Source organism: Streptomyces sp. Edi2 (assembly GCF_040253635.1).
Classification (GTDB): domain Bacteria; phylum Actinomycetota; class Actinomycetes; order Streptomycetales; family Streptomycetaceae; genus Streptomyces.
In genome coordinates this window covers 6,552,748-6,573,306 of record NZ_JBEJGX010000003.1, presented here as the reverse complement: position 1 = coordinate 6,573,306, position 20,559 = coordinate 6,552,748, and the positions used below count along the sequence as shown (strand labels likewise).

The window sequence follows — 20,559 nt, the reverse complement described above, 5'->3', positions numbered from 1 at the left end:
TCAGTCAGATATCCGGTGATGTGGCTCCACCCTAGCCATGGAACCCACGTTTTCGACACACCCGCCACCCGGGAACAACGGAATCAGTGCATTTTCGATCGCGACACGACTAATTTCATCGATTCAGGGTTGCAAGACAGACGAGGCTCGTGCACAGTGAACGGCGTGGCTCCCCGTAACGGTCATGACAGGACCGGCACCCCGTCGATCGACTCCGTCTCCCTGGCGATCATCGAGCAGCTCCAGGAGGACGGGCGCCGTCCGTACGCCGCGATCGGCAAGGCCGTCGGCCTGTCCGAAGCGGCGGTACGCCAGCGCGTACAGAAACTGCTCGACCAAGGCGTGATGCAGATCGTCGCGGTCACCGACCCCCTCACGGTCGGTTTCCGCCGGCAGGCAATGGTCGGCATCAACGTCGAAGGTGACCTCGACCCCGTGGCCGACGCCCTGACGACCATGGAAGAGGTCGAGTACGTCGTCATGACGGCAGGCTCCTTCGACCTCCTCATCGAGATCGTCTGCGAGGACGACGACCACCTTCTGGAAATGATCAACAAGCGGATCCGCACGCTTCCCGGCGTCCGGACCACCGAGAGCTTCGTGTACCTCAAGCTCCGGAAGCAGACCTACACCTGGGGAACGAGATAACGATGAGCGGCGACCTCTCCAAGACGGCCTACGACCACCTGTGGATGCACTTCACCCGCATGTCGTCGTACGAGAATGCCCCCGTGCCCACGATCGTGCGCGGTGAGGGCACCAACATCTACGACGACAAGGGCAAGCGCTACATCGACGGCCTGGCCGGCCTCTTCGTGGTCAACGCCGGCCACGGCCGGGTCGAGCTCGCCGAGACCGCCTACAAGCAGGCGCAGGAGCTGGCCTTCTTCCCCGTGTGGTCCTACGCCCACCCCAAGGCCGTGGAGCTCGCCGAGCGCCTGGCCCACCACGCCCCGGGCGACCTCAACAAGGTCTTCTTCACCACCGGTGGCGGCGAGGCCGTCGAGACCGCCTGGAAGCTGGCCAAGCAGTACTTCAAGCTCACCGGCAAGCCGATGAAGCACAAGGTGATATCCCGCGCGGTGGCCTACCACGGCACCCCGCAGGGCGCCCTGTCCATCACCGGTCTGCCCGGCCTGAAGGCCCCCTTCGAGCCGCTGGTCCCCGGCGCGCACAAGGTCCCGAACACCAACATCTACCGCGCCCCGATCCACGGCGACGACCCCGAGGCCTTCGGCCGCTGGGCCGCCGACCAGATCGAGCAGCAGATCCTCTTCGAGGGCCCCGAGACCATCGCCGCGGTCTTCCTGGAGCCGGTGCAGAACGCCGGCGGCTGCTTCCCGCCGCCCCCCGGCTACTTCCAGCGGGTCCGCGAGATCTGCGACCAGTACGACGTGCTGCTCGTCTCCGACGAGGTCATCTGCGCCTTCGGCCGCCTCGGCACGATGTTCGGCTGTGACAAGTTCGGCTACGTCCCGGACATGATCACCTGCGCCAAGGGCATGACCTCGGGCTACTCCCCGATCGGCGCCTGCATCATCTCCGACCGCCTGGCCGAGCCGTTCTACAAGGGCGACAACACCTTCCTGCACGGCTACACGTTCGGCGGCCACCCGGTCTCCGCGGCCGTCGGCGTCGCCAACCTCGACATCTTCGAGCGCGAGGGCCTCAACAAGCACGTCCTCGACAACGAGGGCAACTTCCTGAGCACCCTGCAGAAGCTGCACGACCTGCCGATCGTCGGCGACGTCCGCGGCAACGGCTTCTTCTACGGCATCGAGCTCGTCAAGGACAAGGTCACCAAGGAGTCCTTCAACGACGAGGAGACCGAGCGCGTCCTGTACGGCTTCCTCTCCAAGGCGCTGTACGACAACGGTCTCTACTGCCGCGCCGACGACCGTGGCGACCCGGTCATCCAGCTCGCGCCGCCGCTGATCGCGGACCAGCCGGTGTTCGACGAGATCGAGCAGATCCTGCGCTCCGTCCTCACCGAGGCCTGGGCCAAGCTGTGACCCTCACGTCACCTCCTGGTGCACTCGTCCACAACTGAACACCGAACATCCAGCGGCTCAGATTCACTCACTTCAAGCCATACGAGTGAATCTGGGCCGTTGTGCTGCCAAGCCACGAATACCGGGGGTCACCAGTCCTTACCGTGCTGGTGACCGATACCCTCCATGGTCGTTCACCCGGTCGGGGGAACGATTCGACGCCTACAACAAGAGGTGCGCAGATGGTGGCCCCGCCTGACAACGACGTTCTCTGGGCCCGCGGCCTGCACTACGCGCACGGCGGCACCTCGGCCCTCGCCGGAGTCTCCGTCGGCGTCCGCGAAGGCGAGATCCTCGCCGTCACCGGCCCGCGCGGCAGTGGCAAGACCACCCTTCTGAAATGTCTCTCCGGTCAACTCGTCCCGTCCGAGGGCGAGATCTGGTTCAACAGCGCCCCCGTGCACACCCTCTCCTCCCCCAGCCGCGAACGGCTGCGTCTGGACCGGTTCGGCTGGATCGACACCGAACCGCACCTCGTCCCCGAACTCACCGCCTGGGAGAACGCCGCCCTCCCCCTCCTCCTGCGCGGCACCGGCACCCGCTCCGCCAAGCACACCGCCGTCGAGTGGCTGGACCGCCTCGACGTCGGCATGTGCGCGAACCGCCGTCCCGCCCGGCTCGACCAGTCCCAGCGCCAGCGCATCGCCATCGCCCGTGCCCTCGCCACCACCCCCCAGGTGCTGTTCGCCGACGAGCCGACCGCCCCGCTGCACCGTTCCGACGGCACCCAGGTGCTGCGCACCCTGACCACCGCGGCCCGCTCGCACCAGATCACCGTCGTCCTGGCGACCCACGACCCCGAGGTCGCCACGCTCGCCGACCGGTCCCTGGCGCTCGTCGACGGCCGCCAGTCCAGCGCCGCGGCCGAGACCGCCGGTTCCTCCGATGAGGAAAGCAGGGCAGCGTGCTCGCTCTCCGTCTAGCCCGCGGCTCTCACCCCCTCGTCCTGCTGCGCCGCCTCGGCGTCGCCGTCGCGGCGGGCGGCACCGGCTTCCTGCTGCTCTCCACCGTCGGCCACGCCGCCGGCCACCCGTCCGCGGCCGACGAGTCGCTGGTACGCCTGCTGTGGTGCACGGCCCCGCTCGCCGCCACGGCCCAGTTCGCGGTGTCCACGGCCCGCACGGATCCCGCCGCCCGTCTCCAGCGCGGGATGACCGCCGCCGGCCTGGGCCCGCTCCGCCTCACCCTGCTCGCCACGCTCTCCACCGCACTGACCTGTGTGCTCGGTGTCCTCGCCGCGCTCCTCGCCTTCCTCCGTCTCCGCGGCGACCTCGGTGACCCGTCCGCCGTCCCGCTCTTCGACGCCGACCTGCTCGGCGCCGGCCATCCGGTACCGCTCGTCGGCGCCCTCATGCTGCTGGCCACCGTTCCGCTGACCGCCGCGGCGGCCACAGCCGTCGCCCTGCGCCCCCGCCACGAGGCCGGCGCCTCCGAGGACGTAAGCCGCCCCACGATCGCCCCGCCCTCCGGTCTCCCGTGGGGCATCGCCCTGGCCGCGGCCGGCCTGGCGATCGAGGCGTACACCAGCCGTGCTCCCGGCGCCCACACCGGGCTGCTGCCGCTCCCCGGCCGGCTGATCGGCAGCCCGCCGGAAGTCCTGGCCGGCTGGGCGCTGTCGGCCTTCGGCCTGGTGCTGGCCGGACCCGGGCTGGTGCATCTGTGCGGCCGGCTCCTCTGCGCCGGACGGCCCGGCGCACTGCGCCTGCTGTCCGGGCGGGTACTGCAGGAGGAGTCGCACCGCCTCGGACGCCCGCTCGGTGTCCTGTGCGCGGTCGGCTCCGCCGCGTACGCCGCCATGAAGGTGTACGAAGCCTCGTCCTCCCGCCCTTTCGGACCGCTCACCGCCGTCGGCGCGGCCGTCGTCCTCGCCTGTGTCACCGCCAGCGCGCTCACCGCCGCGGTGGAATCCCGCTCGGCCCGCGCCCACACCACGGCCGCCCTCCGGCGCCTGGGCGCCTCCGCCTCCGTCCTCTACCGGGCCGCGGCCCTGCGCGCCCTGGCGCTGGTGATCGTCCTGGCTCCGCTGACCTGGACCGTCGCGGAGATGGCCACGCTTCCGCTCGTGCACTGAGGGGGCGGGCGGACCGGGGGAAGGCCGGCGCACCGAGGGCGCGACGGCTCCCGCCCCGTCTCCGCCCGCGCCACCCCTCTCACCGCTGCCCGCCCCGGCCGGCCGACCGGCCGTGCCGCTGCCCGCCCGTCCCGGAAGGTGACGCTCACCCCTCAGCGGGCAAGAGCCGTGACCTCGACCTCTATCCGCCAGTCCGGCCGGGCCAGGGATGCCACTTCCAGAAGGGTGTCCGCGGGGCAGGGCTCGGGCAGGAACTCCCCGCGCAGGGCGATGACATGGCCGAGGCCGGCAGCCATGTCCGTCACGAAGATGCCCACTTTCACCACGTCCGCGAGCGAGGAGCCCGCCGCCGACGCCGTCATCACCGTCGTCATGATTCCCCCTCAGTTCCATGCACCTGCATCACTTGCATGCACATGCATTAGTTTCCGCTGCATGTACCCTGCTGTCAAGAGCCCGTCGGCGCACGGCAGAAGAAGGCGGAGGGCGATGGACGAGGAGCACTGGGACCGGCTCGGAGCGCTGCACACACGCGTCGAGCAGGAGCTGGCGAAGGCCCTGCAGCAGCACCACGGCATCGGACTGTCCGAGTACCGCGCCCTCGCCAGGCTGGTCCACGCGGACGACGGCGAGCTGCGCATGCAGGAGCTCGCCGACCTCATCGGCCTCAACCAGAGCTCCGTGAGCCGACTGGCCTCCCGCCTGGAGTCGTCCGGCCTGACCCGCCGCGACCTGTGCCCCGACGACCGGCGCGGGGTGTACAGCGTGATCACCGATCAGGGCCGGGAAATCCACGCACAGGCGCGCCCGACCTACGACGGCGCACTGCGCGCCGCACTCGACGCGGCGGCCGCGGACGGGCACCTCGGTCCTCTGGTGGCATCGCTGCGGTCCTAACATGACGGGCGTGTCGAATGCAGAGACCTCAGCGCCCCGCCGTTTCCCGGCCCACGACGACAACCACGACCACGAAATCGAATCGCTGGCAGAGTTCGACCGGGTGGTCACCGCCGGCAGTCTCGCCGGACACCGCGTCCAGTCGGTCGATCTGACGGACCGTACGTTCGCGCTGCTCAGCACGGACACCACGGAGTCGGTGTTCCTCGGCTGCGTCATGGAGCCGGACGCCGCCGCCAAGATACGGGCCGGGGGCTCCCTGGTCTTCCCACCCGTACCGGACCTGCCGTTCGACCCCTACCGTGGCAGCCTCTACGGCCCGGACGAACTCTTCACGCAGCTGGCCGAGGCCGGTTACGACGCCACCCCGGACGCCCGCGCGTACCGCTGGTACCAGGAGACCAAGTCGGACGGCGACATCTTCTCCTCGATGCTGCGCAGCATCCACGACGACGCCGTCTCGGACGCCCTCGACGAACACCTCGCCGGCGCACAGGTGGTGGGCATCATGGGCGGCCACGCCCTGCGGCGCGATGGTGCGGACTACGCGGGCGCGGCCCGGCTCGGCCGCCGGCTCACCCGGGACGGCCTGACCGTCGCGACGGGTGGCGGCCCCGGTGCGATGGAGGCGGCGAACCTCGGGGCGTACGCCGCGCCCTTCGAGGACGGCATGCTCGACACGGCGCTGGAACAGCTCGCCAAGGCACCGCACTTCACGGAATCGATCACCGAATGGGCGCGGGCGGCCTTCGGCATCCGGCACAGCCGGCCGGGCGGCGGGGCGTCGGTCGGCATCCCCACCTGGTTCTACGGCCATGAGCCGCCGAACGTCTTCGCGTCCCACATAGCGAAGTACTTCGTCAACGCGGTGCGCGAGGACGGCCTGCTGGCGCGCTCCAATGCGGGCGTCATCTTCCTTCCGGGCGCGGCCGGGACCGTACAGGAGATCTTCGACAACGCGACGCCCAACTACTACGGGTCGCGGGGCGAGCCGACCCCGATGGTGCTGGTCAACCGCGAGCACTGGACCGAGACGCTCCCCACCTGGCCCCTTCTCCGGGCCCTCGCGGCGGACCGCCCCATGGCGGCCAGGATTGCCCTGGTCGACTCGGTGGACGAGGCTCCCGAGGCGCTGTCCCGCCTCCGGTCCGGGGCCGATTCCTGACCCACCGGCGGTTCCGCGCACGCCACGCGCCGGACCAGGGCCCGCGCCCCGGCGCGGCCCTCCCCGGCCGGCCGGACGGCGAGTTCGGCCGGTGAGGCAACTCCCGTCCCGAAATGCGCGTCTGGCAGGCCGGGCAGGTAACAGACGGTTTCAGACAGCGGGCGAACGGAGCTCTTGGTGATCATCGGTCTTCTGACGGCCGTGGCGGCATCGGCCTGCTACGGCACGGGATCGGTCCTGCAGGCGGTGGGCTCCCGCAAATCCGCCCGCCGGGAGGCGGCCGAGGCCTCCACCACCGGTGTCACACAGCACGGCGGCCCCAGCCTGGCGTCCACCGCGAAGGCGGCCGTGACCTGGGAGTTCATGGTCGGCACGGTGCTGGACTTCCTGGGGTTCGGGCTCGGCGCGCTGGCCGCCCGGCTGCTGCCGCTGTTCCTCTCCCAGACCGTGATCAGCGCCAACCTCGTGATCACGGCGGTGCTGAGCATCAAGCTCCTCGGGATCCGGCTCTCCCGGGCCGAGTGGTCCTCCATCGGCGTGGTGTGCGGGGCGTTGGTGCTGCTGGCCACGGCCGCCGGGCCGGAAGGCAGCGGCCACACGCCGATCGCCGCCCACTGGTGGCTGCTCGCCGCCTCCGTCGTACTCATCCTCGGCGGCACCCTGATCGTGCGGCTGCTCGGTGGACGGGCCGCGATCCTCGCGGGCCTGCTCTCCGGCCTGGGCTTCGGGGCGCTCGGGATCGGCGTGCGCGTACTGAACGGCGTGGACCCCTTCCATCTGCCGTCGCTGCTCGGCGACCCCGCCCTCTACGCGATTCTGGTGGCCGGAATCGGGGGCATGTATCTGCACACCGTCGCGCTGCAGATCGGCTCGGTGAACGGCGCCACGGCGGCGCTGGTGGTGGGCGAGACGGTGGTCCCGGGCATTCTCGGGGTGCTGTGGCTGGGCGACTCCTCGCGTCCGGGCTTCGCCTGGGTCGCCGTCCTCGGGTTCGTGGTAGCCGTGGCGGGCGCCGTCGCGGTCGCCTGGTTCGGCGAACCGGAGCCGGGGGACGAGCCCGGCGCGCCGACGGCGGATGACGCGAAAACGGAAGTGGCGGCACGCTGAAACCCCCGCGCCCCCACGAGTCGAGGGGCCCGCTTCGCGTGACCGGCCCCGCGGTATCCGGCGTGCTCAGCCCGTCGAGTCCGGCGTGATCGGTCCATCGGCCCCGACGTGATCAGCCCGCCGGGTCCGGCCTGATCAGTGCACCGGCCCCGGCGTGATCAGCCCGCCGCACCCAAGGCGATCAGCCCGCCGCCTCCGTCCCGCCCAGCACCACCACATCCTGCGCCGCGAAGGAGATGCCCACCCGCTCCCCCACCTCCGGCGCGTCCCGCAGCGCGCAGGCCGCCTCCACCTGCGGACCGCCGGCCGGCTGGAGCAGCAGCGCAACATGGGTGCCGCGGAAGGTACGGGCCGTGACCGTACCGGGCAGGCCTTCCGGGGCGGCGGTCAGCCGCACCCCGGCCGGACGGACGAGCAGGCGGCACGGCCCGTCCGCAGTGCCCTCCGGGACCGGCACCTTCCCCCAGGGGGTGGCCGCGGCCTCGCCCTGGACCGTCGCCGCGACCACATTGTCGAAGCCGAGGAAGCGGGCGACAAATTCGGTGGCGGGCCGCTGCCAGACCTCCAGCGGGGTGCCGGTCTGTGCGATCCGGCCGTCCTGCATCACCACGACCCGGTCGGCGAGCGCAAAGGCCTCGCCCTGGTCGTGGGTGACCGCCAGCACCGTGGTCCCCAGTTCACCGAAGAGGCGCCGGAGTTCGACGACCAGCCGTTCGCGCAGCCCGCGGTCGAGCTGGCCGAGGGGTTCGTCCAGCATCAGCAGGCGGGGGCGGGGGGCCAGCGCACGGGCCAGTGCGACCCGCTGCTGTTCGCCTCCCGACAGGGAGGCCACGGCGCGCCGCTGGGCGCCCGGCAGTCCGACGAGGTCCAGCAGTTCGGCGACCGTGCGCTCCCGCTCGCCGCGTGCGGAACCCCGCATCCGCAGCCCGAAGGCGACGTTTCCCTCGACGTCATGCTGCGGGAAGAGCTGGTGGTCCTGGAACATCAGGCCGACCCCGCGCCGGTGGGCCGGCACCCCGGACTGCTCCCGCCCCTCCAGCAACACCGCTCCCGCGTCGGCCTGTTGGAGCCCGGCGACCACCCTCAGCAGGGTGGACTTGCCGCTGCCGCTCGGCCCCAGGACGCACACGATTTCGTGCGCAGCGACATCCAGATCCACCGCGTCCAGTGCGGGACGCCCCGCCCTGCCGAAGCGGACGGTCACCCCGCCCAGCCGCAGCAGTTCCTGCGCCGTGGTACCGGCCCGTGCCGTCATCTAGAACTCCCCGGAGTGGTCGAGGGGGCGCAGGCGCTCCAGTACCAGCAAGGCACCGGCGCACACCACCATCAAGAGGGTCGACAGGGCCATCGCCTGCCCGTAGTTGAGCTCTCCCGCACGTCCCAGCAGGCGTGCCACGGCGACCGGCAGCGTCGGCTGGTCCGGCCGCGCGATGAAGACCGTCGCGCCGAACTCACCGAGGGAGACGGCGAAGGCGAAGCCCGCGGCGATCAGCAGGGCCCGCCGCACCATCGGCAGGTCGACCTCGCGCCACACCCGCCACGGCGAGGCGCCGAGCACGGCGGCGGCCTCCCGCAGCCGTCCGTCGACCGCCCGCAGGACCGGCAGCATCGTCCGGACCACGAACGGCACCCCCACCAGCGCCTGGGCGAGCGGCACCAGCCACCACGAGGCGCGCAGATCGAGCGGCGGCGTGTCGAGACTGATCAGGAATCCGAAGCCGACGGTCACCGCGGACACCCCGAGGGGCAGCATCAGCAGGGCGTCGAAGCCCCGGACGAACCGGCTGACCAGGGCCGTCCGCCCGGACGGGCCCTTGCGGAGGCGGGGGAGGGTCAGCGCGGCGGCCGCCAGTCCGCCCACCACGAGCGCGATCGCCGTGGCGGCCGCCCCGTAGGCGAGGGAGTTCCACAGGGCGTCCAGGGGCGCGACGGCGAAGGTGCTGTCGGCGCTCGCGGCCGACCGCAGCGAGGTGTAGAACACCGCGCCGTAGCCGTCCGGCCCGGCGAACGACCGCTCCACGAGCACGAGGAGCGGCACGATGAGGAGGACGGTGATGATGGCGAGCGTCCCCCACAGCAGCGTCCACTGGCCGCGGCCGCGCGGCCGGTGTGCGGTCTGCGAGGCCGGCACGAGCCGCAGGGCGGTCTCCCGGCGGCGCACGGTCCAGGCGTGCACCGCCAGCACGCCCAGCACCGCCGCGAACTGGACCATGGTGAGGACGGCGGCGGTCGGCAGGTCCAGGAACTCCGCGGTCTGCCGGTAGATCTCCACCTCCAGCGTCGCGAAGGTGGGCCCGCCCAGAATCTGCACCACCCCGAAGGAGGTGAAGGTGAAGAGGAAGACCATGAGCGCGGCGGCCGCGACGGCGGGCCCCAGGGCGGGCAGGGTCACCCTGCGCCAGGCCGCGAACCGTCCGGCCCCCAGCATCCGCGCCGCCTCTTCCTGACGCGGGTCGAGCTGGGCCCAGAGCCCGCCGACGGTCCGGACGACCACGGCGTAGTTGAAGAACACATGCGCGAGCAGGATCGCCCACACCGAGGTGTCCAGGCGCAGGCCCCACAGCTCGTCCAGCACTCCGCCCCGCCCGGCCAGCGCCAGGAAGGCCGAGCCGACGACGACGGTCGGCAGCACGAACGGCACCGCCACCACCGCCCGCAGCAATTGCTTGCCGGGGAAGTCGAACCGCGCGAAGACATAGGCACCGGGCAGCGCGATCAACAGGGTCAGCCCCGTGGAGGCCGCCGCCTGCCAGACGGTGAACCACAGCACGTGGACGATGTCCGGGTCGCTCAGCACGGCACCGAACCGGCCCAGTTGCCACTGTCCGCCGTCTGTGAGGCCCCGTCCGACGATCGCCACGACGGGGTAGGCGAAGAACAGCGCGAAGAAGGCGAGCGGCACCGCCATCAGGCCGAGCCGCGCCGCCGTTCCCCGTACGGGCCGCGGACGCCGGCTGCGGGCTACTTCAGAACGAGCGAGGACCACTGCTTGATCCACTGTTCGCGGTTCTTGGTGATCGTCTCGGGAGGCAGGGTCGTGGGCTTGTCGATCGTCGTGCCGTACTTGGTGAACAGCTCCGGCACCTTGGCGTCCTCGCGTGCCGGGTTGACGAACATCTGCAGCGGTACGTCCTCCTGGAACTGCTTGCTCAGCAGGAAGTCCAGCAGCGCCTTACCGCCCTTCTCGTTCTTCGCCCCCTTGAGCAGGCCGCCGAATTCGATCTGGCGGAAGCAGGTGCCCGCCGCGACTCCGGTCGGCGCCTCCTTGGGAGCCGGCTTCTTGCCCAGTACCTCGGCCGGCGGGCTGGAGGCGTAGGACACCACCAGCGGCTTGTCGCCCTTGCCCTTGGCCTTGCCGGCCGCGGAGCCCGAGAACCGGTCGTAGTAGGCCTGTTCCCAGCCGTCGACGACCTCGGCGCCGTTGGCCTTGAGCTTCTTCCAGTAACCCTGCCAACCGGACTGCCCGTACTTGGCGATGGTGCCGAGCTGGAAGGCGAGTCCCGGGGAGGAGGTGGCGGAATTCTCCGTCACGAGCATCCCCTTGTACCGGGGCTCGAGCAGATCGTCGAAGGTCTTCGGCGGCGCGATCTTGTGCCGGGCGAAGTAGCCGCGGTCGTAGTTGACGCAGATGTCGCCGTAGTCGAGCGGGGTGACGCGGTGCTCGCCCTTGTCGAGCTGCAGCCCGGCCGGCACGTCCGCCAGCCCCTTGGCCTTGTACGGGCTGAAAAGCCCCTCGTGCAGACCGCGCGAGAGCAGCGTGTTGTCGATACCGAAGAACACATCGCCCTGCGGATTGCCCTTGGACAGGATCGCCTGGTTGACGGCCTTCCCGGCATCCCCGCCCTTGAGGATCCTGACCTTGTAGCCGCTCTCCTTCTCGAAAGCGCTCAGGACCGACTTGGAGACGTTGAACGAGTCATGACTGACGAGCGTGACGGTCTTGGCGTCCGCGCCCCCGCCCGGGGCACCGCAGGCGGCCAGCGCGGACAGGCCGACCGCGGCGGCGACCGCCGTGGCGGTGATTCTGCTCGTGGTGCTCACTGATTTCCTCCTGGCTGGCCAGGAAGAGACGCGGCCCCGCCCCGTGTCCACGGCTCCCGGCGTCCGAAGACGCAGGGAGGGGACCCGGAGCGGGGCGCAACAGCATGAGTGACGACCGAACTTCCTACCCGGAATGACCCGGGCGAGGTTCAAGGGTCTGCGGGCACCGTAGGTCTACGACGCTTCCGCACTCTCAGCGCTGTGGCGCTCCCCTGTCGGATGGTGCATTTGTTCGATCACACAGTACCAGCGGGCGGTCAGCGTTCCGAGGCCGCGAGCTGCCCGCAGGCGCCGTCGATCTCCTGGCCGCGGGTGTCGCGGACGGTCACCGGCACGCCGTGTGCCTCGATGGCCTGGACGAACGCCCGCTCGTCCTCGGGGCGCGAGGCGGTCCACTTCGAGCCGGGCGTCGGATTCAGCGGAATGAGGTTCACATGGACACGCTTGCCCTTCAGCAGCCGCCCCAGCAGGTCACCGCGCCACGCCTGGTCGTTGATGTCCCTGATCAGCGCGTACTCGATCGAGATCCGCCGCCCGGACTTCTCCGCGTACTCCCAGGCCGCGTCCAGCACCTCACGCACCTTCCAGCGCGTGTTGACGGGCACCAGGGTGTCGCGCAGCTCGTCATCGGGCGCATGCAGCGACACCGCGAGCCGGCACTTGAACCCTTCATCGGCGAACCGCAGCATCGCCGGCACCAGCCCGACCGTCGAGACGGTGATCCCCCGCTGGGACAGCCCCAGCCCGTCGGGTTCGGGGTCGGTCAGCCGCCGGATCGCCCCGACCACCCGCTTGTAGTTGGCGAGCGGCTCGCCCATCCCCATGAAGACGATGTTCGACAGCCGCGCCGGCCCGCCCGGCACCTCGCCGTCGCGCAGCGCACGCATCCCGTCGACGATCTGGTGCACGATCTCGGCGGTCGACAGATTACGGTCCAGGCCCGCCTGCCCCGTCGCGCAGAACGGGCAGTTCATCCCGCAGCCGGCCTGCGAGGAGATACACATGGTGACCCGGTCCGGGTAGCGCATCAGCACGGACTCGACGAGCGTGCCGTCGTGCAGCTTCCACAGGGTCTTGCGCGTGGTGTCGTCGTCACACGAGATGTGCCGCATGACCTTCATCAGATCCGGCAACAGCTCACTCGCCAGCTTCTCGCGCGCCGCCGCCGGGATGTCGGTCCACTGCGCCGGATCGTGCGCATAACGGGCAAAATAGTGCTGCGACAGCTGCTTGGCGCGAAACGGCTTCTCCCCGATCGCCGCCACCGCTTCGCGACGCTCGACGGGACTGAGATCGGCAAGGTGCCGCGGAGGCTTCTTGGCCCCCCGCGGCGCGACAAAAGTAAGTTCTCCGGGTGCAGGCATGGTGCGTCCAGTGTGGCAGATCGTTTACGGGCACCCAGGTCGGAGCGGTGAGGGGGTGGTCACCCGCTGTGGCCTTCTGTCATTGGTGGCCGGCCTCGCACGGCCCAGGGACGGCCCAGGGTTGAATCGTGACGGCACTCGGACTGCTCACTGTGTCAACCTCTAGCGCGAAACTAACGGCGGAGTGGTCGCTGCCGTCTGCCCGACCAGTCAGACGTGCGCGCAGGCTGAGCGGCCGGCTGCGATCACGCTGATTGCTGCACTTCGGTGCTCCACCACAGGGTTCTGAGCCGGGGCCCGCAACGTGCTCGTTCGACTATCCACTGAAGGCATTGAGGCTACGACCGCGGCTCGTGCGGCGTTGCTGAACGGTGGCGACCACGTGGTCTGGGACGGGCCCTCCCCCACTGAAGCCATCGCCCGGGTCTACGAACGCTGGCTCCAAGGAGTCTCCGGATCGAGGCGCTGGGGCTGAAGCAGTGCAGCTACCCCGCCAACGTAATGAACCCGTTCAGCTCGGCCGCCTTGACACTTCCGACGGATCATGGTTCATCGTGTTCCTGATTGACCAAGGGTATGGGTCCCTCATCGCAGGCATGGGTGTCCGGCAGCGAAGCGGGTGACCATCGCTTTGAACTTCGATCGACGGCCTGCATCGAGCCGCGGTACGGCGGCGGGGGCGCGGTGTAGGCCCCAGCCTGCGCGCATCGCTGCCCCTGAGATCTGTCAACTGCCGAAGCTGGATGCTCCAGTTGGATACTCTAGGCGCGCTGACGCTTACCCGGAAGGACGTCTCTCCGGGGCATGGAGCAAGGAGCCCACACAAACACTATGACTCGCGTGCGCGCTCTCTTCTTAGACAAGGCCTGGGCAAGGCTCTACGGCGGACATGGGCAATCAGAGATCCCGGATGTAATAAACCTGGAAGACATAAATTCGAGCTGGCCACTTTTTCGATCCGAAGTATTAAGCAGCCTGAGGAGCGGGCAGGTTGGGCCTGACTACGTTGAAATAATTGACCTGCCGAAGAACCCAGTAAGCGTACGCCCCATAGCGCGACTATCAGTTCATGACAGGCTCGTCTACGACACTCTGGTATTCGCCATCGGCGATCTAATTGACCATCAAATTAGAGATACAGTTTATAGCGCACGATGGAACAATGGAGGTAAGGAATTTTGGACCCCCGTTAACTCATGGGTGTCGATGCAGAAAAAGGGTGTAGAGATCATCAATTCCGCGCCGTTTCAACTGGCGCGAACCGACGTGGTCTCCTTTTATGAACACATCGACGTGAGCACCCTTTCCCTGGACCTCCAGGCACTGGAGGCCAACCCAAGAGTACTGGAGCGTCTGCAAAGATATTTGCTCATGTTTCAGTCTTCAAGTCACGCGTGGGGAATCCCGCAAGGACCTGACGCCTCGGGAATCCTTGCCAACATGTACCTACTGCCAGTCGATGAATTCATCCATCGGGCCGGAGTTAAATACTTGCGATATTCGGACGACATGATGTTGTTCGATACCGACTGGCCTTCCCTGCGTAGCATCTTGCTGGAGATAAACTCGATCTTGCGTTCCCGTCGACTATCCATGTCTTCAGCAAAGACCAATATCTACGAACATTCGGACTCAGTAACGCAGCTTGAAGACTTGGAGAAAGATGCCATCAATTACGGCCTAAAGATCGGCGAAGTTGGGGCCGGAGAGCGTTTGTACAAGTTGTTCACAGAGGCCACCGTACCAATCCAGAGAGATCGCGACATCAAGTTTTCCCTCTACCGTATGGGCGAGTGGGAGAAGGATGACCGGGCCATTTCGTGGGTGATGGATAACCTGGTCGATAGCCATCACTTGGCCAACAAACTGCTCGACTACCTTGAATGTTTCCCGAGTCGCCGACTGCCAATTGGGCGTGCCCTCTCTTCCACGCTAGGCCGGGTGGCCGAGAAGGATTACGACCATCTCGAACAGCGCATACTGCAGTCAGCGACTCGCCAGCAGATAAGATCGCGGAGAATTAAAGATTTCGCATGGGCCATCCTGCAGAATAAGAATAAATCGAACTTGCCCCGGGAATTTGCTGCGCGATATCTCGGCCGCTTCAGCTCGCCAGCTGACGGGCAACTCTTGCGGCGCCAATACGAGGACGAAGCAAATACCAGCGTTCGACGGGCACTGCTCGTTGCAATGTACGAAGCTCGGTCAGTCTCGACAGATCTCTTGCGGAGACTGGCTTCCTCTGAATCTGAACTGACTTGGGTGTGCCGCTACCTTTTGACGGATCCGGATGTGCCGTTGCCTCGCTAGTTAAGGACATCGATGTTTCGACTTCTATCTTATCTACTGGCTGCCATAATTTCTGGCACCGCGAGTTTCTACATCCCTAACCCGACAGCAGTAAATTTGGTTGCCGGGTTCAGTGTGGGTATGTTCATTCCCTTGCTGGATGAGATTGGAAAAAATCGGCGGCAGCTCCGACACATATGGTATTCCGCTAGGTACAGGAATCGAAAGATTCGAGTCTCCACAGCTTACTTGTTTCGAGTGAAGCTAGACGACAAGTACCTTCTAATACGCGGGAAGCGATTCCCTCAATTTCAGCCGGTCGGAGGCGTTCACAAGCTATCCTCGCAAGGTAGCTCGAAATTGTCTTCGATGGGAGTGGCAAGTGATGACCTGATCCCCTTGGACCCCGCCAGCACAGGAGATCTGCGTGTGAGGGTTCCGGGGGATAAAATTGCTGAATTCTTTAATTGGTTCGACTCTCGGGAAGGTAGGGAGGATTCTCCCTGGCGGGAATTTCAAGAAGAGTTGGTGGCTACGGGCATACTCACGCCGGAAAACTTCCCTCACATTTTGCATAATTACGTGCGCCGTGACGTTGACAAAATTCGATATAGCCCCTACGCGGACTCCTTGGAAATACTCGTCGCGGACATTTACGAGCTTGTTCCCAATGCGGATCAGGAGCGTGAGCTCCGGCTTCTACTTAATTCCGGACACCCCGACTTGGTATGGGCTAGCGCGCAGCAGATTCAACGACGTGGTGCGACTCCCGGGCAACCCCACCAAGTCGAAATTGCGGCGCACGCGCAACGGGTTCTGTGACGCATGCACGAGGTCGGCGGAGCGGGTTTGGCCGGTGGCCTGCCCGGTCTGGGGTCGAGCATGATCAGGGGGCCGTACGCTGGTTGGCAACTCGGGCAGGCTTTGGGCCTGCCCGCAATGTGCACGAGTGGCCCCCTGGTCTTGCTCGACGCGGGACCCTGACCGGGGAGGTGGCTAAAGCCGTGGAGCCGACCGGCCCCAGCCCCCGCAGTTCTAACTTCGGCTGTGCCGTCTCGGCCCAGCCCTGGCCTGGTCTTCGCCCCTTGTGGGCGCGGACGGGCGGCGGCGCGCGGCCCCGGTGACGAAGGCAGAGAGGGGCGGCGCGGCGGCGACCGGCCGGCGCCGCCGCGCTGTGCGCGGCACCTCTGATTTCTGCATCAGACTGCTTGCAGTTAAGGAGGCCGGGAGCACTGCGAGCGCAGCGAGCCTTGAACTCGTAGAGAAAGTTGTTACTCAAGCTCCGGACGGGATGTGCCAGAGCGGGGCCTGGTACTGCTCCGGGTGGCTGCTAAGCAGGAGTGCTCTGAGGTCCTGGCGCTGGTGGCCATTGAGGCCGAAGGCTTCGGTGAGCCGGCGGAACGTTGTGTGGGTGATTCCGCGGGACCGGGCGTCGGCCTCGAACTTGTCGAGCTGGTGGAGGACAGCTGCCGGGTCGAGCTCCCGGGACGCCTGGCTGCCGAGCCAACTGGCCTTGTTGCGTTCGTAGTCGATTTCGGAGAAGCCGCAGATCTCGCGGCTGTGCTGCTCGACCTGGTGCAGGTTCTCGGTGTCGAGGATGGCTCGGGCGAGCTGGTTGCGGTTCAGGGCCTCGTCGAGGTCGACCTCGTACACGACAGGGCCGTCGTCGGTGAGCGGGACGGGCAGGCCGGCGTCACGTACTTCGCACAGGCCGCGGGCGCCTCGTGCGGTGGCGGCGAGCATGGCCGTTGCCTCGGAGGGGTGCCACTCCAGTACGGAGCTAACGGGTGTGACGTGCTCGGCGGTGAGCGTCAGCGCAACGGGACCCAGGCGGTCGCGTAGGGCATCGGCGGGGAGTTCGCCGTCAAGGCCGGGGCCCGCGACTAGGAGGCGTACGGGAAAGTTGAGTTCGCAGCAGGCCGCGAGGGTGAGGGCGTCGGCGAGTGGACTGCGGAGGGTGGGCTCGTCGCCCTGGGCGAGGATGTCGCCGCCCACGTCCAGGAGGTCGACGGAGTCGGGCTCCAAATGCTGAACGACTTCTTCGAGTTGGCGCACCATGCCTTCGGCGCCGTGGTGCGGGTCGATGAGCGCGAAGGTCTGCGGGAGTTCCGCGGCCAGTCGGGGAAGCGTGGAGCCTGCGGGGGCAATCGGTGCTGCGTCGGCGGGGACCGTTTGGACGCTTCGGGTGAGGGGGCGGAGGCCCGTGAAGTTGGCCGGCCCTCTTGGGCCCGGAATGGGGTCGACCAAGAGGCGGTCCCACGCGTAGGTGAGGACCACCGCCGGAGCCTCGCCGCGATAGAGGGCGGTATCCAGCATCGCTGCGGCGACAGCGTCGCCGCCTCCTCCTGCTGCCACGATCAAGCGCGTCACGTGCGTCAGCGTACGGGCTGCTGTACTAGCCACTCACTCTATAGTGGCAAGAGGTAATAGCCACTTAGGGAAGGGGGAACGGATGCCGAAGATCGAGGAGACCCAGCCCAAGTACCTTCAGATCGCGCACCACATTCGCGATCAGATCCTGCGGGGCGACTTGCGGCCTGGTGACGAAGTGCCGTCGGAACGTCAACTGGCCGCGGATTGGAGCGTGTCGCGCCCGACGGCCGCACGATCACTGGAGGCTCTGCGGCACCAGGGGCTGGTCGAGAAGCGACAGGGCTCGGGCACGTACGTGCGGGGTCTGGCGGTCAACCGCCGCGCTCGTGAGCTGTACGGGCGGGCCAAGCAGACCGGCAAGATCTACACACCGGGCGAGTACGCGGTGATCACCTCCGCGGGTTGGCTGGAGGCGCCGGACTACGTGGCGGAGTCACTGAACCTGGCCGCCGGCGCCCGTGCGGTGCATCGGCGACGGGTCACCAAGAACGACTCCGGACCCATCACGCTCTCCACCTCCTGGTTCGGCCCCGACGTGGGTGAGCGCGCGCCGAAGCTCCGGGATCCAGACCGGATCCAGGAGGGCACGTTGATGTACGTCGAGACCATGACCGGGCGTCAGGGCAGCTACGCCGAGGACCGGATGTGCGCTCGCCTCGCGACCAAGGATGAGGCGGCCGACTTGGAGCTGGAGCCGGGGTCAGCGGTGCTGATCGTCCATCACGTCGTCTATGACCTGCAGGATCGCCCTCTGGAGTTCGCCGAAGCGACGTACCCGCCCAGCCGTTGGGCGTTCGAGCAGGGATACCCGATCGGGTAGAAAGCCTTGGTTCTCTGGCGAAACGCTTGCGACTCCAAGTGGCTAATGCCACTATCCAGTAAGTGGCTAAGGCCACTTACTCGGAAGGGGGCACGGGCGTGAGTCAGACACCTGCGGAGTTACGACACGTCGCCGCGGCCGCGTGCCGTGGATGCCGGGGCCGAGGCTGGAAGCGGGTCGGCTCCCGCTCAGCCTTGGCGGCCTCCGCGGCTGACGCTCGCGCCCGTGCTACGTCCAAGCGGCGCTGCCTGGACTGCGGCGGCACCGGTAGGGAGTAGGGCGGGATGAGCAACGTCATCGGAGGCCCTGAGGGGCCGGGGGTTGAGCCCGTGTACATCGGCGCCATGACCTTGTACCCGGTGCCCGAGTCCGTGGCACGGGCTCGGCGCTGGTTCAGAAAATTCACGGATCCGCATGAGCTGGCCTGCTCGGTGGACGACTGCGTATTGATGATCTCCGAGCTGGTGACCAACGCTGTTCGCTACGGAGAGGCAGAGGACTCCTGGCGGGTGCGCGTGGAGTGGTGGCGTATCGGTGAGGCGCTGCGAGTGGACGTGCACAATCCCGGGTTTCCTGCGAAGGTCCGCATGCGCGAGGCCGGCGCTGATGAAGCGCACGGACGGGGCCTGCACCTTGTCAACGCGCTGGCAGACTCCTGGAGCGCAGGCCCCAGCCACTTCGGCGGGACGGTCGTCTCGTTCACGGTCGATGAGGCTTGGAAACCTTGATGGGCCTGGGCTCTGCGTTGCTCGCGGGGGGCGTGGGTATGCACTGCCTATTCATTTGAGTAGTCTGGTTGACAGGTTGACTTGGCTGATGTGAGTGGGCGGCGGGCTATGGCGTACGAAGTGGCTGCACCGAAGTATGTGCGGCTTGCGCAGACGCTCCAGGGTCGCATCGAGGACGGCACGTACCCGGCCGGCACTCTCGTACCGAGCGAAAATCAGCTGGTTCAAGCCTTCGGCATGTCACGCCCGACCGTCGTTCGGGCTCTCGAACTCCTCAAGCGGGACGGCTGGCTGGAGTCCCGGCAGGGATACGGCACGATCGTTCGCGGTCGCCCTGAAGTGGTCGAGCAGAAGGACCAGCGGGGGCGTGACGCGCTGGAGCGGGACGAGTCGGCCGCGTCCGGTCGCCTTGTCCACGTCGGCCAGGTACCTATCCCTCCCCGGGTCGCTGCGATTCTCGGCGTGCCCAAGCGGGCCACGGTGCTCGTCCGCCGGTTGCTGGTCGAGGATGAGGGCGAGCCGGTGGAGCTGGCTTCCACGTACTTTCCGGCCGCCATGGTCGACGGCACGGACCTCGCCGACTCGACTCCCCTGACGGAGGGGCTGCGTGCGCACGTCGAGTCCCGTAAGCGCGTGCGCTTCGACCATGTCACCGAGCGCGTCTCGGCCCGCCTGCCAAGCAAGGAAGAGGCCGAACTGCTGGCGCTTCCGAAGGGTGAGCCGGTGTTGAGCGTGCTGGTCGTCGCCTGCGATGTCTCGGGGCAGGCGCTCCAGGTCACGGATGTGCTGCTGCCTGGGGATCGGCAGGAACTCGAAGGCACCTATCGCCTCGGCTGACTTCGCCTAGCGGCTGGCCGGCACCCGAGCCGGTGCCGAGCAGGTCGAAGGTGGCTGACTGTCGTCTTCACGCTAGTCCGCTGCCCGTGCGGTGGGCCTGCCAAGCTCATGTCCCGTTCACTCAAGGAGTGCAAACGACGCCCGCTCTTGCCACTTCGCACCGTCATGCACCATGAGGCCAACTGACGCGACCCGGGACGCGAAGGGGAGTCCGCCGAGCAGGTTAGCCTCGATCTCATCCAGAACGGCATCCTCCTGACCGTCAGCAACGGTCAGGTGGGGCACGACCTCGGCGAACTGGCCTCCATAGGGCGGCGCTTCGGGCCACCGGTCAGCGATCACCTCAGTGAGCAACCGCAACTGCGCGTCTGGCTCAGGAGCGAGATACAGCACCCCCGGAAACCGCCCACAGCTCTCAAACCGTAGGTCAAACGCATGATGACTGCCGAGCACATCAGTGAGAGCCGAGCAGACCTGCGCATCTATTCGGCTCTCTTCGAGGAACGGGAAAAGCACCGTGACATGTGCTGGCACTCCTGCCCGGGCTGACGGATCGAACCGTTCACGCCAAGCGCGAACTACCGGCTCCGCCTCCGGGATCCTGACAACGAGTCCCGTCTGGCCTGCCTGAAACCTGCTGGTGCTGTCGTCTGCCATGACACGGGATGCTGCCATCTCAGAGGCCGACGAAGCAGTCATTATGCGTCCGTGATCACGTGGATCCGCGGCACAGGACAAGCAGGGGAGCAGACGGCGCCGGAACGCGACTGTCGGCATGCCCCGTGCACATCCAGAGGGCCGACGATCACCAGACAC

The 20,559-nt window shown here is 67.6% G+C and carries 19 protein-coding genes; 12 read left to right on the top strand and 7 right to left on the bottom strand.

Features of this window, described 5'->3' with window-relative positions; translation table 11 throughout:
- Positions 1 to 156: 156 nt before the first annotated feature.
- From ABR737_RS32365 to ABR737_RS32350, 4 genes are all read left to right on the top strand, one after another.
- Positions 157 to 648 (top strand): Lrp/AsnC family transcriptional regulator, encoded by a 492-nt coding sequence (locus tag ABR737_RS32365; protein ID WP_350254356.1) that lies wholly within the window; start codon positions 157 to 159, stop codon positions 646 to 648.
- A gap of 2 nt (positions 649 to 650) precedes the next feature.
- Positions 651 to 2,012 carry an aspartate aminotransferase family protein gene (locus tag ABR737_RS32360; protein WP_350254355.1) on the top strand — a complete coding sequence of 454 codons (1,362 nt, stop codon included), beginning with the start codon at positions 651 to 653 and terminating at the stop codon, positions 2,010 to 2,012.
- 221 nt (positions 2,013 to 2,233) lie between these two features.
- The gene (locus ABR737_RS32355) at positions 2,234 to 2,974 is read left to right on the top strand and encodes an ABC transporter ATP-binding protein (protein WP_350254353.1); all 741 of its coding nucleotides are present in this window, start codon (positions 2,234 to 2,236) and stop codon (positions 2,972 to 2,974) included.
- Complete coding sequence (locus ABR737_RS32350; protein ID WP_350254351.1) at positions 2,956 to 4,122, top strand: hypothetical protein; 1,167 nt, start codon at positions 2,956 to 2,958, stop codon at positions 4,120 to 4,122. The genes ABR737_RS32355 and ABR737_RS32350 overlap by 19 nt, the downstream gene beginning before the upstream one ends.
- 152 nt (positions 4,123 to 4,274) lie before the next feature.
- On the opposite strand, the gene ABR737_RS32345 is transcribed toward ABR737_RS32350, so the two are convergent.
- Positions 4,275 to 4,496, bottom strand: a complete 222-nt coding sequence (locus tag ABR737_RS32345) for a RidA family protein (protein ID WP_350254350.1) — start codon at positions 4,494 to 4,496, stop codon at positions 4,275 to 4,277.
- Positions 4,497 to 4,611: 115 nt separating this feature from the next.
- Between ABR737_RS32345 and ABR737_RS32340 the strand changes: the two genes are divergently transcribed.
- The 3 genes from ABR737_RS32340 (at position 4,612) to ABR737_RS32330 (ending at position 7,291) form a co-directional block, all read left to right on the top strand.
- Complete coding sequence (locus ABR737_RS32340; RefSeq protein WP_350254349.1) at positions 4,612 to 5,019, top strand: MarR family winged helix-turn-helix transcriptional regulator; 408 nt, start codon at positions 4,612 to 4,614, stop codon at positions 5,017 to 5,019.
- Positions 5,020 to 5,029: 10 nt separating this feature from the next.
- On the top strand, positions 5,030 to 6,184 hold the full coding sequence (locus ABR737_RS32335) for an LOG family protein (protein ID WP_350254347.1): 1,155 nt from the start codon (positions 5,030 to 5,032) through the stop codon (positions 6,182 to 6,184).
- Between the two features lie 177 nt (positions 6,185 to 6,361).
- Positions 6,362 to 7,291 (top strand): DMT family protein, encoded by a 930-nt coding sequence (locus ABR737_RS32330; protein ID WP_350254344.1) that lies wholly within the window; start codon positions 6,362 to 6,364, stop codon positions 7,289 to 7,291.
- Between the two features lie 181 nt (positions 7,292 to 7,472).
- Here ABR737_RS32330 and ABR737_RS32325 read toward each other — a convergent pair whose 3' ends face one another.
- From ABR737_RS32325 to rlmN, 4 genes are all read right to left on the bottom strand, one after another.
- Complete coding sequence (locus ABR737_RS32325) at positions 7,473 to 8,546, bottom strand: ABC transporter ATP-binding protein (RefSeq protein ID WP_350254343.1); 1,074 nt, start codon at positions 8,544 to 8,546, stop codon at positions 7,473 to 7,475.
- Complete coding sequence (locus ABR737_RS32320; RefSeq protein ID WP_502964525.1) at positions 8,547 to 10,277, bottom strand: ABC transporter permease; 1,731 nt, start codon at positions 10,275 to 10,277, stop codon at positions 8,547 to 8,549.
- Positions 10,253 to 11,332: a thiamine ABC transporter substrate-binding protein gene (locus ABR737_RS32315; protein ID WP_350254341.1), complete on the bottom strand. Its 1,080-nt coding sequence runs from the start codon at positions 11,330 to 11,332 to the stop codon at positions 10,253 to 10,255. Before ABR737_RS32315 ends, ABR737_RS32320 begins: the two co-directional genes overlap by 25 nt.
- A 257-nt stretch (positions 11,333 to 11,589) precedes the next feature.
- A complete protein-coding gene (gene rlmN / locus ABR737_RS32310; protein ID WP_327224352.1) occupies positions 11,590 to 12,696 on the bottom strand; it encodes a dual-specificity RNA methyltransferase RlmN in 1,107 nt (368 codons plus the stop codon).
- 840 nt (positions 12,697 to 13,536) lie between these two features.
- On the opposite strand from rlmN, the gene ABR737_RS32305 reads away from it, so the two are divergent.
- On the top strand, positions 13,537 to 15,006 hold the full coding sequence (locus ABR737_RS32305; RefSeq protein WP_350254339.1) for an RNA-directed DNA polymerase: 1,470 nt from the start codon (positions 13,537 to 13,539) through the stop codon (positions 15,004 to 15,006).
- A gap of 12 nt (positions 15,007 to 15,018) precedes the next feature.
- On the top strand, positions 15,019 to 15,807 hold the full coding sequence (locus tag ABR737_RS32300; protein ID WP_350254338.1) for an SMODS-associated NUDIX domain-containing protein: 789 nt from the start codon (positions 15,019 to 15,021) through the stop codon (positions 15,805 to 15,807).
- 453 nt (positions 15,808 to 16,260) lie between these two features.
- Here ABR737_RS32300 and ABR737_RS32295 read toward each other — a convergent pair whose 3' ends face one another.
- Entirely contained in the window at positions 16,261 to 17,355 is a 1,095-nt protein-coding gene (locus tag ABR737_RS32295) for a DUF1152 domain-containing protein (RefSeq protein ID WP_502964417.1), read from the bottom strand.
- Between the two features lie 82 nt (positions 17,356 to 17,437).
- Here ABR737_RS32295 and ABR737_RS32290 point away from each other — a divergent pair, with 82 nt between their 5' ends.
- The 3 genes from ABR737_RS32290 (at position 17,438) to ABR737_RS32280 (ending at position 19,743) form a co-directional block, all read left to right on the top strand.
- A complete protein-coding gene (locus ABR737_RS32290) occupies positions 17,438 to 18,178 on the top strand; it encodes a GntR family transcriptional regulator (protein ID WP_350254336.1) in 741 nt (246 codons plus the stop codon).
- 284 nt (positions 18,179 to 18,462) lie between these two features.
- On the top strand, positions 18,463 to 18,906 hold the full coding sequence (locus ABR737_RS32285) for an ATP-binding protein (RefSeq protein WP_350254335.1): 444 nt from the start codon (positions 18,463 to 18,465) through the stop codon (positions 18,904 to 18,906).
- A gap of 108 nt (positions 18,907 to 19,014) precedes the next feature.
- Positions 19,015 to 19,743 carry a GntR family transcriptional regulator gene (locus tag ABR737_RS32280; protein WP_350254334.1) on the top strand — a complete coding sequence of 243 codons (729 nt, stop codon included), beginning with the start codon at positions 19,015 to 19,017 and terminating at the stop codon, positions 19,741 to 19,743.
- Between the two features lie 117 nt (positions 19,744 to 19,860).
- Here the strand turns inward: ABR737_RS32280 and ABR737_RS32275 are convergent, their stop codons facing one another.
- A complete protein-coding gene (locus tag ABR737_RS32275) occupies positions 19,861 to 20,400 on the bottom strand; it encodes a 2'-5' RNA ligase family protein (RefSeq protein WP_350254333.1) in 540 nt (179 codons plus the stop codon).
- Positions 20,401 to 20,559: the final 159 nt, after the last annotated feature.